Origin of the sequence: Moraxella sp. CTOTU48717, assembly GCF_032057165.1 — a bacterium.
GTDB lineage: Bacteria > Pseudomonadota > Gammaproteobacteria > Pseudomonadales > Moraxellaceae > Faucicola > Faucicola tetraodonis.
Genome location: NZ_DAMBBC010000012.1, coordinates 24572 through 38317, shown reverse-complemented (window position 1 = coordinate 38317; position 13746 = coordinate 24572). Strand labels below are relative to the sequence as shown.

Sequence of the window (13746 nt, the reverse complement as noted above, 5' to 3'; positions counted from 1 at the left end):
TTTAATCGTAAATAGTTTAATTGTGAAAGTTTTTCACAGCCTACGCAGACGGGATGGCAGTTTAATTTATCATTGACTGCCACCGTATCGGAGTGATAATAAGTTGTAATTTAACTTATTATATTAACTAGGTTTATTGGTGCCCTAAGTTAATCATAACTAGGAAACTGATAATATGGAGACAACCCATGGCATTAAATCTTCAAGACAAACAAGCGATTGTTGCTGAAGTAAGTGAATCTGCCAAAGGTGCCCTTTCTGCTGTTGTTGCCGATGCTCGTGGCGTGACAGTAGGTAAAATGACCCAGCTACGTAAAGAAGCTCGTGCAGCGGGTGTTGATATGCGTATCGTACGTAATACTTTATTACGTCGTGCGTTAGAAGACACTAACTACACTGTGTTAAATGACGTATTTGTAGGTCCAACACTTATCGCATTCTCAACTGAACATCCAGGTGCTGCGGCACGTTTGTTCAAAGAATTTGCTAAAACAAACGATAAGTTTGAAATTAAAGGTGCAGCTTTTGAAGGCGAGTTTATCGCTGCTAAAGATATCGATCGTTTAGCAAGCTTACCAACTTACGACGAAGCGATTGCGCGCTTAATGGGTACAATGAAAGAAGCCGCTGCAGGCAAATTTGTTCGTACTTTGGCAGCATTACGCGACAAAATGCAAGGTGAAGGCGAAGCAGCTTAATTTATTTAAGCAAACTCACCTACGCTTAGCATTTTTTAAACCAAATTCACTTATTTAGGAACACACATCATGGCATTAACTAACCAAGAAATTCTTGATGCAATCGCTGAAAAATCAGTAATGGAAATTGTAGATCTTATCTCTGCAATGGAAGAAAAATTTGGCGTATCAGCCGCTGCACTAGCAGCAGCACCTGCAGCAGCCGGTGACGCACCTGCAGCAGAAGAAAAAGACGACTTCAACGTCGTATTAACTGGCGCTGGCGACAAGAAAGTAGCTGTTATTAAAGCAGTTCGCGAAATCACTGGCTTGGGCTTAAAAGAAGCTAAAGACCTAGTTGAAGGCGCACCACAAACTGTTAAAGAAGGCGTAGCGAAAGCTGAAGCTGAAGAATTGAAGAAAAAATTAGAAGAAGCAGGCGCATCAGTAGAATTGAAATAATTCTCGCACCTAAGTTCTCTAACCTTCAAAAAGCCATTATTGCACTTGCAATAATGGCTTTTTTTTATTATAATCATTCTCTTGACCTTTCGTGTCTGATTGAATATAAGATGGCACACGCACCAAGGACAGAATTGTTCCATGCAAGTTAGAAAGTCTGGTAATGCGTAAAAAAACTTGAGCTAAATACCCCAAAGGTGTTTGGCTTTTTGTCGTCTCTACAGTTTTTGTTTGTATCGATTTTATATTATATCGCTGATTGGGTTATGCATCCTGTGATGATTAACTTATCCGCTGATTGAGCAAGGTTTTAAGATTTCCGTTAGGAAATTGGATTTAAGTTGGTGACCTAAGACTGTAGGGATTGGGTCATCAAATCTTTTAAAAATAGATTCCATCGTTAATAAATGCGCAAAAAACTTAATTTCCTAACAGGAAATGTGGTGATTTGTGGCTTTATCAGTGCACAGCAGTATCAGTGCACTGAAGTATTGATAGATGGGTAGGCATTAACGCTTTGAATGTTTAAGGACTTTTAATGGCATACTCGTATACTGAAAAAAAACGCATTCGTAAAAGTTTTGCAAAGTTGCCCACCGTCATGGACGTGCCATACTTATTGGCCATCCAAGTTGACTCGTATGAGCAATTTTTGCAAGAAAATAAAAAGCCAAAAGGTCGGGAAAACATTGGTTTACAAGCCGCTTTTAATTCTATTTTCCCTATTGAAAGTCATACTGGCAATGCCGAGCTACAATTTGTTGAATACTATCTAGGTACACCAGAGTTTGATGTGCGCGAATGTATTTTACGTGGTTCAACCTATGCAGCGCCATTACGTGTCAAAATCCGTTTGGTCATCAAAGACAAAGATGTTAAAGACAAAGATGCTAAAGCGGCAATTAAAGATATCCGTGAACAAAGCGTGTATATGGGTGAAATCCCATTGATGACTGAAAACGGTACTTTTGTGATTAATGGTACTGAGCGTGTCATCGTATCGCAATTACACCGTTCACCAGGGGTATTCTTTGACCATGACAAAGGCAAATCACATTCAAGCGGTAAAGTGCTGTATAACGCGCGTATTATTCCTTACCGTGGTTCATGGTTAGACTTTGAATTTGATGCCAAAGACTTGGTGTTTGCTCGTATTGACCGCCGCCGTAAATTATTGGCAACAGTGATTTTGCATGCCATTGGGATGAATACACAGCAAATTTTAGATGCGTTTTATGAAAAAACCCACGTCTATAAAGGTGATGAGCAATTTGAAATCGGTCTTGTCACTGAGCGTTTACGCGGTGAAATGGCGCAGTTTGACATCGTTTCACCTGAGGGTGAGGTGATTGTCGAACAAGGCAAACGTATCAACGCGCGCGCGATTCGTAAAATCGAACAAGCCGGTATGACTAGATTACCTGTGCCTGATGAATACTTGTATGAACGCATTTTGGCACAAGATATCGTGGTGAATGGTGAAGTCATTGCACGCGCTAACCAATTGCTCGATCACGAGACTTTGGTCAAAATCAGCAATAGCGGTATTAAAGAATTTGATATTTTATTCACTAACGATATCGATCATGGTTCATATATCGCCGATACACTGCGTGCAGATACCGCGATGAGCCGTGAAGAAGCGTTGATTGAAATCTACAAAGTGATGCGTCCAGGTGAGCCACCAACACTTGATACGGCTGAAAAATTGTTTGAATCGATGTTTTTTAACCCGGATCGCTATGATTTATCAAACGTCGGTCGCATGAAGTTCAACCGTCGTTTGGGCCGGGTCTATGAGCCCACCAATGACCCTGATGTGCAGCGTGAACGCAGTGTATTGACCAACGAAGACATTATCGACGTATTAAAAATGTTGATTGAAATTCGTGATGGTCGTGGGGTGGTGGACGATATTGACCATTTAGGTAACCGCCGTGTCCGTTCAGTCGGTGAGATGACAGAAAATCAATTTCGTGTGGGTTTAGTCCGTGTCGAGCGTGCTGTTAAAGAGCGTTTAAGCTCAGCTGAAACAGATAACTTGTCGCCACAAGATTTAATCAACTCAAAACCTGTGGCAGCCGCTATTAAAGAGTTCTTTGGTTCATCACAATTGTCACAGTTCATGGATCAAAACAACCCACTGTCAGAAATTACCCATAAGCGTCGTGTTTCTGCATTAGGTCCAGGTGGTTTAACACGTGAACGTGCAGGCTTTGAAGTGCGTGACGTACACCAAACCCATTATGGTCGTGTGTGTCCGATTGAAACCCCTGAGGGTCCAAACATCGGTCTGATCAACTCACTAGCCGTCTATGCTAAAACCAATGAATTTGGTTTCTTAGAAACCCCGTATCGTAAAGTAGTCGACGGTAAAGTAACGGATGAAATCGAGTATTTATCAGCGATTGAAGAAGTAGGCACTGTGATTGCACAAGCGGATTCGCCGATTGACCAAAGCGGTCAGTTGACAGAAGATTATGTCTCTGTGCGTAACTATGGTGAGTTTGTGCGTATGGCACCAGAGAAAGTGACCCATATGGACGTATCACCGCGTCAGGTTGTATCTGTGGCAGCCAGCTTGATTCCATTCTTGGAACATGACGATGCCAACCGTGCCTTGATGGGTTCAAACATGCAGCGCCAAGCGGTACCCACTTTACGGTCGGATAAACCACTGGTTGGTACGGGTATGGAGCGTCACGTTGCCCGTGACTCAGGTGTGTGTGTCACTGCCAAACGTGGCGGCGTCATTATGGATGTGGATGCGAGCCGTGTCGTTGTAAAAGTGAATGAAGATGAAATGCAAGCGGGCGAAGCGGGCATTGATATCTATAACTTAATCAAATACACCCGTTCAAACCAAAACACCTGTATTAACCAACGCATTATTGTCAATCAAGGTGATGTCATTGCGCGCGGGGATATCTTGGCAGATGGTCCATCAACCGATTTGGGTGAGTTGGCATTGGGTCAAAACATGCGTGTAGCGTTTATGCCTTGGAACGGCTACAACTTCGAAGACTCGATTTTGTTATCGGAGCGTGTGGTTAAAGAAGATCGTTTTACCACCATTCATATCCAAGAATTGACCTGTGTGGCGCGTGATACCAAATTGGGTACGGAAGAAATCACTGCCGATATTCCAAACGTGGGTGAGGCAGCCCTAGCTAATCTAGATGAAGCAGGTATCGTCTATATTGGTGCGGAAGTACAAGGTGGCGATATCTTGGTGGGTAAAGTGACACCAAAAGGTGAAACGCAGCTCACCCCTGAAGAAAAACTACTTCGTGCAATTTTCGGTGAAAAAGCCGCGGACGTGAAAGATACGTCGTTACGCGTGCCTTCTTCTACCAAAGGTACGGTGATTGACGTACAAGTCTTTACCCGTGATGGTGTAGAAAAAGACAGCCGTGCACAAGCTATCGAAAAAGCCCAGCTTGATAGCTATCGTAAAGACTTAAAAGAAGAATTGCGTATCTTTGAAAACGCCGCACGCGGTCGCATTATTTCATTGCTTGACGGTCAAACTGTCAGTGGTGGCGCGGGCTTAAAATCAGGTACGGTGTTGAGTGAAGACTCAATGCAAGATATGTCGCTTGAAACATTGCTTGATATTCAGCCAACCCAAGAAGATACCGCAGAGCGTTTATCACAAATTGGTGACTTTTTAACCGATAAACAAAAAGAAATCGATGAAAAATTCACTGAGAAAAAACGCAAATTAACGGCAGGTGATGACTTAACGCATGGCGTGCAAAAAATCGTCAAAGTGTACTTGGCAGTAAAACGTCGTATTCAACCCGGTGACAAAATGGCGGGTCGTCATGGTAACAAAGGGGTGGTATCACGTATCATGCCGATTGAAGACATGCCATACGATGAAAACGGTAATCCAGTGGATGTGGTACTAAACCCACTAGGCGTACCATCGCGGATGAACGTCGGTCAGATTTTAGAAACGCACTTAGGCGGTGCAGCACGTGGTTTGGGTATCAAAATTGACGAGATGATCAAACAACAAGCGGCAGTTGCTGAGTTGCGTGATTTCTTAGACAAAATTTATAACCAAATTGGCGGCGAGCAAGTGGACTTAGGCAGCCTCAGTGATGAGGAAATCATTGCGATGTCAAAAAATCTACGTGCAGGCGTACCAATGGGTACGGCAGTATTTGATGGCGCTAAAGAACAGCAAATCAAAGGCTTGCTAGAATTAGCAGGTATGCCAACCTCAGGTCAGCAAGTATTGTTTGATGGTCGTACCGGTCAACAGTTTGATCGTCCTGTAACCGTGGGTTATATGTATATGCTCAAACTCAACCACTTGGTTGACGACAAAATGCACGCACGTTCAACAGGTTCTTACTCACTGGTTACCCAGCAGCCATTGGGTGGTAAAGCCCAGTTTGGTGGTCAGCGCTTCGGTGAGATGGAAGTGTGGGCGCTTGAAGCTTACGGTGCTGCTTATACATTGCAAGAGATGTTGACGGTGAAATCCGATGACGTGGAAGGTCGTACCCGCATGTACAAAAACATCGTCGATGGTGAACAGAACATGTCAGCCGGTATGCCAGAATCGTTCAACGTATTGACCAAAGAGATTAAGTCATTGGGTATCAATATTGAGTTAAAAGATCATAGCAAAAGTAAAAACTAAGTCATGATTGTAAGTATGGCGGCTTTAAAAGTCGCCATACTCAAACTTAATAGTTTACCTTGTTAATGACAAACGAATAAAAATTAACCTTAAATTGAAAGTCAATCTGTAGCGACCTTCAATTTAATCGATGGAGAAGCAGTTTGAAAGACTTATTAGACATCATGAAAAGCCCTGCCGACTCTGGTAACCAAGAGTTCGACAGCATTCAAATTTCTCTTGCCTCACCTGACACCATCAAATCTTGGTCGCATGGGGAAGTTAAAAAGCCTGAAACCATCAACTATCGTACTTTCAAACCAGAACGTGATGGTCTTTTTTGTGCCAAAATTTTTGGACCTGTTAAAGACTACGAATGCTTGTGTGGTAAATACAAACGCCGTAAATTCCAAGGCGTGATCTGTGAAAAATGTGGTGTTGAAGTGACCGCCGCCAAAGTACGCCGCGAGCGTATGGGTCACATTGAGCTGGCAAGCCCAGTTGCGCATATTTGGTTCTTAAAATCATTACCAAGCCGTATCGGTCTATTACTTGATATGACTTTGCGTGATATCGAGCGCGTATTGTATTTTGAAAGCTATGTCGTCACTGACCCAGGTTTAACTAGCCTTGAAAAATATCAGTTGCTCGATGATGAAGATTACTTCAAAGCACTTGAAGAGTTTGGTGATGAATTCACTGCGAAAATGGGTGCTGAAGCGGTGCAAGACTTGCTGCGCGATATTGATGTAGATTTGGAAATCGACCAGTTACGTGAAGAAATTCCTAACACGGGTTCAGAAACCAAACTTAAAAAAATGTCAAAACGCCTAAAATTGCTTGAGTCATTCCGTGATTCAAACAACAAACCTGAGTGGATGGTAATGACGGTATTGCCTGTATTGCCACCTGATTTGCGTCCATTGGTACCGCTTGAAGGGGGTCGTTTTGCCACTTCAGACTTAAATGATTTATATCGCCGCGTCATTAACCGTAACAACCGTTTAAAACGCTTGTTAGAGCTCAATGCGCCTGACATCATCGTGCGTAATGAAAAACGTATGTTACAAGAGTCAGTGGATGCGCTGCTTGACAACGGTCGCCGCGGTCGTGCGATTACAGGTAGCAACAAACGTCCATTAAAATCTTTAGCCGATATGATTAAAGGTAAACAAGGCCGTTTCCGTCAAAACTTACTCGGTAAACGTGTTGACTATTCAGGTCGTTCGGTCATTACCGTGGGTCCATACCTGCGTCTACACCAATGTGGCTTGCCTAAAAAAATGGCACTTGAACTGTTCAAGCCCTTTACTTATGCCAAGCTTTTGCAAAATGGCATTGCGACCACTATCAAAGCTGCTAAGAAAATGGTTGAGCGTGAAGAACCGGCAGTGTGGGATATGCTTGCCAGCGTGATTCGTGAGCACCCAGTGCTACTAAACCGTGCACCGACCCTCCATCGTTTGGGTTTACAAGCATTTGAGCCTGTACTGATTGAAGGTAAAGCGATTCAGCTACATCCGCTAGTTTGTAGCGCGTTCAACGCCGACTTTGATGGTGACCAAATGGCGGTACATGTACCGTTAACCCTAGAAGCCCAGCTTGAAGCCCGTGCCTTGATGATGTCAACCAACAACATCTTGTCACCTGCCAATGGTGAGCCAATCATCACGCCATCACAAGACGTTGTATTGGGTTTGTATTACATCAGCCGTTCGCACATCAATGCCAAAGGCGAAAACATGACTTTCTCCAACGTGAAAGAAGTGTATCGTGCGCTAGGTACTGGTGATTTAAGCGTCAATGCCAAAATTAAAGTACGCATTGAAGAAATCACGTATGACGATGAAGGTAATGCCAATAGCGTTACTAAAATGGTTGACACCGTTGCCGGCCGCTGTTTGATTTGGAATATCACCCCAAAAGGTATGAGCTTTGACGAAGTCAACAAAGAGATGACCAAGAAAAACATCGCTCGCCTTATCAATTCTTGCTACCGCAAAATGGGCGTGAAAGACAGCGTCATGTTTGCTGACCAATTGATGTATTTGGGTTTTGCCCAAGCAACGTTGTCAGGTGTATCCATTGGTATGGAAGATATGCTCATTCCACCTACCAAAAACAAAATCATCGAAGCGGCGGATGCGGAAGTTCGTGAGATTGAAAGCCAGTTTGAACAAGGTTTCGTGACCGCGGGTGAACGTTATAACAAAGTCATTGATATTTGGTCACGTACCAATGACCAAATCGCCAAAGCGATGATGGATAACCTATCACAAGATACCGTTATCAATAGCCAAGGTGAAGCGGAAAAAGAAAAATCGTTTAACTCGATTTATATCATGTCGGATTCAGGTGCGCGTGGTAGTGCCGCACAGATTCGTCAGTTGGCAGGTATGCGTGGTCTGATGGCAAAACCAGACGGCTCGATTATTGAAACCCCCATTAAAGCTAACTTCCGTGAAGGCTTAAGCGTTTTACAGTACTTTATCTCGACGCACGGTGCCCGTAAAGGTCTAGCCGATACCGCACTCAAAACAGCAAACTCAGGTTACTTAACCCGTCGCTTGGTTGACGTTGCGCAAGATTTGGTTATCACCCAGCCTGATTGTGGTACCGATAAAGGTATCTTGATGAAGCCACACATTGAGGGTGGTGAAATCATTGAACAATTGGCTGACCGCGTGCTGGGCCGGGTCACCGCCAAAGATGTGATGTCAAATAAAACAGGCGAACTAGCCATCCCATCAGGTACCTTGCTGGATGAGCATTGGGTAAAAGTACTTGATGAACATGGTATTGACGAAGTTTGGGTACGTTCTGTGATTACTTGTGAAGTGCCACATGGTGTCTGTTCACAATGTTATGGTCGCGACTTAGCACGTGGTCACCGCGTCAATATTGGTGAGTCTGTGGGTGTCATGGCAGCGCAATCAATCGGTGAGCCGGGTACCCAGCTTACCATGCGTACCTTCCACGTGGGTGGTGCCGCGAGTGCCGCAGCTGTGGAAAACAGCATTCAGGTTAATAAAGGCGGTACTGTTCGCTTCCAAAACTTGAAATCTGTTAGCCATGCCGATGGTCATTTGGTGGTAGTTTCTCGCTCTGCAGAAATTAGTATTACCGATGAATTAGGCCGTGAGCGTGAGCGCTATAAAGCACCGTATGGTTCGTCAATTTTAGTGGCGGATGGCACTGAGGTTACCCCAGGTCAGACCATTGGTAAATGGGATCCGCATACCCATCCAATCATTACCGAGGTATCAGGTACCGCACGCTTTAGCGAAATCACCGATGGTTTAACAGCCACCATGAAAATCGATGAAGCAACGGGCATGAGCTCATACGAAATCTTGGCGACCAAAGACCGCCCAAGCTCGGGTAAAGATTTACGTCCTGCGATTATCCTTGATACCAAAGAGGGTAAAGAAGTGGTGTATTTCTTACCACAGCAAACGATCATTCGTGTGCGTGAAGGCGATGAGGTAACAACAGGTTCGATTTTAGGTCGTGTACCACAAGAATCATCAGGTACCAAAGATATTACCGGTGGTCTACCACGTGTTGCTGACTTATTTGAAGCGCGTCGTCCAAAAGATCATGCGATTATGGCAGAAATGAGTGGTACAGTAAGCTTTGGTAAAGACACCAAAGGTAAAAACCGCTTTATCATTACCAATGATGATGGCGAAGTGCATGAAGAGTTGATTCCAAAATGGCGTCAAATCAACGTGTTTGAGGGTGAACGTGTTGAGCGTGGCGAGGTGATTGCCGATGGTCCGCAAAACCCACACGATATTTTACGCTTAAAAGGTGAAACTGAGCTTGCCAACTACATCGTCAATGAAGTACAAGACGTTTACCGCTTACAAGGGGTAAAAATCAACGACAAGCATATTGAAGTGATTATTCGTCAGATGCTACGTAAAGTTGAAGTTACCGATGGCGGTGACTCAAGCTACTTCAAAGGTGACCAAGCTGAATACGCTGATATCGTCGCCATGAACAAAAAACTCGACGAAGAAAACAAATTCCCAGTCAAGTTTGACCGTTTATTGCTCGGTATCACCAAGGCGTCATTGGCAACTGAAAGCTTTATTTCTGCGGCGTCATTCCAAGAGACAACGCGCGTATTGACGGCGGCAGCAGTTACTGGCAAGATTGATGACTTACGTGGTCTAAAAGAAAACGTGGTTGTCGGTCGCTTGGTACCATCAGGTACTGGTTTAGCTTACCATGCCCAGCGTCTAGAGAGCGGTAAAACCACCGCCACAGAAGCTACTGAAAATCAGCAGCTAGAAGCACTAGACACCTTGTTTGCCGAAAACATGGAGCCTGCGTCAATGTCATTTGAAGACAAATTTGCTGAAGAGTTTAATAGCCAAGATGCAAAATAATCATTAATCAGTCATAAAAAGGTCAGTGCTTGCAACTGGCCTTTTTTTTCATCAAAATATCCGTATCAAATCTCTAAGGAAAAAATATGGCAGGTCGTGTTGCACGTTATCAAGCAGATAGAACCAATCAAAAAATGTATTTTTGCCGAATTTATTGTCAGCAAGCTGAACAGACGCCAAAAGGGCAATTACAGGAAGCACATATTGAAAGCGCGCTCATGCATTTGTACGGCGGCTATTTGGCATTTTTACAAGAAGTAGCGCGCTATTATAATTTAACTATGCCAAACCCGAGTCTGCAATCAATTAGTGATGCCTTGGAGGCTAAAACCCAAGTATCACCTGAAGTCATGCGGTTAAAGCAACTATTAGCTAATGATTATTTGGGCGATATCGAAAAAGCATGGCAGCAAATTATCTATAAACCTGTGCCACCAAACCTGGGAAATGAGAGCGATGAAAGCAACAAAAATGCTAAACTGCCAGTGATTGATGTTATGGCAAGTCCATCAAGTACCAATATTTCAGTCGATATGATTCGACAATGGCGTGGCGATTTGGTGGATACCATTGATAGTTTGCGAGAAGGGATGATTGAGTTTTAATCGTTTAATCAAAATTATTATTTATCAACTAGGTGCTTATCCCCTTAATACTTATCAAAGATCATAAAAAAAGCTCGATTACTAATCGAGCTTTTTTATTAGGCTTTATTAACTAAAGTTTATTAACGACTCATTCGTTCATTGGTTTATTGTTATTTAACTGAGCGTAGTTGATATTGTTACCCGTTGTTGGCATCGGCACCGATGCTTGTTCCTCAGGGCGTTTTTGGGTAACCGCTTGCGGGGGTTTACTGTCATCACTGTTGATTTCATTGCCCTTGCTATCGATGCGTCTAGTACCATTGTCAGTAAGCTCAATGGTTTCCTGCTCTTGTTTTTTAGATTTGGCGCGATTATTCACTGACACCCATTCTACAGGTTGACCTTTGAGCATTTTAGAGGTGAAATCCATCCAAATGGGTAGCGCCGCCACGCCACCAAATTCTTTTTTACCCATACCGATCGGTTGGTCAAAACCGACCCAAACTGTCGTCACCATTCTAGGGTGGATACCAGCAAACCACGCATCTTTGGCATCATTGGTAGTACCTGTCTTGCCACCTACATCTGAGCGACCTAGCGCCCGCGCCTTAATCGCAGTACCGCGCTGGATGACATCACGTAAGATATTGGCCATTTGGAATGCCACATTAGAAGAAATAATACGCGGCGCTTGCTGTGCTGGAATATACTGGATAGGCATGGGTTTTAGCTTATCAGTGTCGGGACCTGCATCATATAATTGCGCTTCAAGCGACGCTTGGCGTGCTAGCATTTGCTGAGTGCTGGCTTCTAATGCCGCTTCTTCTTTGCTGAGTTTTTTCTTATCTTGTTTGTTTAAACTGTCTTTTTCGTTGGTTTTAGCCAGTGGGTTTGCGTTGAATAAATCAGATTTTTCAGTCGCTTTATCGCCTGCTTGCATGTCTTTACTTTGACCACTTAACAAAGCAGTTTGTTGTTCTTGGAATGCTGTTAAGTTATCTTCATTGGTTTGCTGTAAATCATTGTTAAAACATACCGCACAGGCTTGTTTTGGGTTGGCTTGGTATTGCAGCTTACCGTTGTAGTCAAAAATTTGCTGAATAAAATAAGGTTGAATACGGTGACCGCCGTTGGCAAAGGTCGCATAGCCCGTAGCCATCTGTAATGGGGTCGCTTCACCAGAACCGAGTGCCAATGATAAGGTGTTTGGCATGCGTTCTTTTTCCAACCCAAATTCATTGAGTAGCTCACGTGTATCAGAGATACCCGCTGAACGTAGCACTCGAATCGATACTAGGTTGCGCGATAGGTATAAACCTTTACGCAGTGGAATCATCCCCAAATTGCGCCCATCTGAGTTCTTGGGTTTCCAGGAACCGACGGTCAATGGATCATCAGATATCATGGTATCTGGGCTAAAGCCTTTTTCTAGGGCAGTGGCGTAAACTAATGGCTTGATGGTTGATCCTGGCTGACGATAGCCTTGAATGGCGCGGTTAAATTTACTCTTATTAAAATCAAAGCCACCAACGACCGCAAGTAACGCGCCAGTTTCTGGATTGACCGATACTAGGCTACCTTCAACGGCTGGAATTTGCACCAAACTCCAACTGCTGTTGTCAGCATTTGATGTGACATACACAATATCATGCAGGTTGACGATATTGTTGGAGATAAATGCTGAGTTTGGATTACGGTAGTGCAGTGTCGCCCAGCGCATGTTTGACCAAGGCACTTTAATTTGAGTACCGTCTTTCATGACCGCATCAAAGCCATTGCCAGGATAGACTTTGGTGACTTCAACCGGATAAAAAGAATGGATAACCGGGAAATTGGCAAGCTTGCCAGGTTTTTCTTTATCTTTTGTATTAGCAGGAGCGCCACGCCAACCGTGGCGGCGATCATACGCAAATAAACCGCGTTTAATGGCGTTTTCTGCAATTTCTTGTGCTTCACTATTAATGGTAAGCTTTACGCGCCAGCCCGAATTGATGACAGCTTCGCCATATTTTTCTACCAATGAGGCACGGGTCATTTCCGCCAAATACGGTAAGTTTTTATCAAGTTTAGCTTGGTATAGACGCAGTCCAATGGGTGCGGCAACCGCTTCGTCGTGTTGCGCTTGGCTAATTGCGCCATTTTTAAGCATCTGAACCAAAATCCAGTTGCGCCGCTCTAACGCGCGCTCAGGGTTGGCAACAGGATTGTATTTTGAGGGCGCTTTTGGCAGACCTGCAATCATTGCCATTTCTGCAATGGTTAGGTTATTTAATGATTTACTATAATATTGCTTAGCGGCAGCTTTAATCCCATACGCACCTTGACCCAAATAGATTTTATTAACATATAAGGTCATGATGTCTTGTTTGGACAGCTTTTCTTCAATTTTGCGGGCTAAAAATAACTCCGTTAATTTACGATTAAGGGTACGTTCGGAGGATAAAAAATAATTTTTGGCAACCTGTTGGGTAATCGTCGACCCACCTGTCTGGCTATCGTCGTCGCTCACCGCTTCGGTCAGTGCGCGCCCAATGCCCTTAATACTGATACCGCTGTGCTGAAAAAATGACGAATCTTCGGCCGCTAAAAAAGCATTAACCATATTTTTGGGAATTTGCTCATAACTCACTGGCAAAGACATATCATTACCGTATTGACCAATTAATTGGTTATCCTCGGTATAGATTTGTAGTGGCATTGACAGCTTGGCTTTTTTAAGGTCATCTAAGCTTGGTAGGCTAGGTGATATATACATCGCCATACCATAAAAACCGATGGGGAAAGCTAATACCAAGATAAAAAGAAACGCTAAAATTGCAACCAAGAGATTGAGTAAAAATTTCATCCAAGTAAAGGTAGCAGCAGTCGACTGGGTCATAAAGTCATTAGCTCAAAGCAAAATAAAGCCCCATTATACCTAAAAAAATTTGAGTTCTGTGAAAAATCTATTTTGCTTTTATATTGTTTTTAAGCCACCTAATAAATTA

The 13746-nt window shown here is 43.6% G+C and carries 6 protein-coding genes; 5 read left to right on the top strand and 1 reads right to left on the bottom strand.

Annotation, left to right across the window (positions count from 1 at the left end; genetic code table 11):
- Nucleotides 1-188 precede the first annotated feature (188 nt).
- From rplJ to RT084_RS08325, 5 genes are all read left to right on the top strand, one after another.
- Entirely contained in the window at nt 189-698 is a 510-nt protein-coding gene (gene rplJ, locus RT084_RS08345; protein ID WP_007116396.1) for a 50S ribosomal protein L10, read from the top strand.
- A 69-nt stretch (nt 699-767) separates the two neighbouring features.
- Nucleotides 768-1139 carry a 50S ribosomal protein L7/L12 gene (gene rplL / locus RT084_RS08340; RefSeq protein WP_036597696.1) on the top strand — a complete coding sequence of 124 codons (372 nt, stop codon included), beginning with the start codon at nt 768-770 and terminating at the stop codon, nt 1137-1139.
- 538 nt (nt 1140-1677) lie between these two features.
- Nucleotides 1678-5796: a DNA-directed RNA polymerase subunit beta gene (rpoB, locus tag RT084_RS08335; protein ID WP_313099157.1), complete on the top strand. Its 4119-nt coding sequence runs from the start codon at nt 1678-1680 to the stop codon at nt 5794-5796.
- A gap of 143 nt (nt 5797-5939) precedes the next feature.
- Nucleotides 5940-10172: a DNA-directed RNA polymerase subunit beta' gene (rpoC, locus tag RT084_RS08330; protein WP_099833603.1), complete on the top strand. Its 4233-nt coding sequence runs from the start codon at nt 5940-5942 to the stop codon at nt 10170-10172.
- A gap of 86 nt (nt 10173-10258) precedes the next feature.
- Nucleotides 10259-10777 (top strand): DUF6586 family protein, encoded by a 519-nt coding sequence (locus tag RT084_RS08325; protein WP_284034326.1) that lies wholly within the window; start codon nt 10259-10261, stop codon nt 10775-10777.
- A 130-nt stretch (nt 10778-10907) separates the two neighbouring features.
- Here the strand turns inward: RT084_RS08325 and RT084_RS08320 are convergent, their stop codons facing one another.
- Nucleotides 10908-13637, bottom strand: coding sequence for a penicillin-binding protein 1A (locus tag RT084_RS08320; RefSeq protein ID WP_313099151.1), 2730 nt, complete (start codon nt 13635-13637; stop codon nt 10908-10910).
- Between the last annotated feature and the right edge of the window lie 109 nt (nt 13638-13746).

Excerpts from the sequence above, each read along its gene's own strand:
- rplL (WP_036597696.1), top strand. The coding sequence starts at position 768 with ATGGCATTAACTAACCAAGAAATTCTTGATGCAATCGCTGAAAAATCA.
- rplJ (WP_007116396.1), top strand. The coding sequence starts at position 189 with ATGGCATTAAATCTTCAAGACAAACAAGCGATTGTTGCTGAAGTAAGT.
- RT084_RS08320 (WP_313099151.1), bottom strand. The coding sequence starts at position 13,637 with ATGACCCAGTCGACTGCTGCTACCTTTACTTGGATGAAATTTTTACTC.
- rpoB (WP_313099157.1), top strand. The coding sequence starts at position 1,678 with ATGGCATACTCGTATACTGAAAAAAAACGCATTCGTAAAAGTTTTGCA.
- RT084_RS08325 (WP_284034326.1), top strand. The coding sequence starts at position 10,259 with ATGGCAGGTCGTGTTGCACGTTATCAAGCAGATAGAACCAATCAAAAA.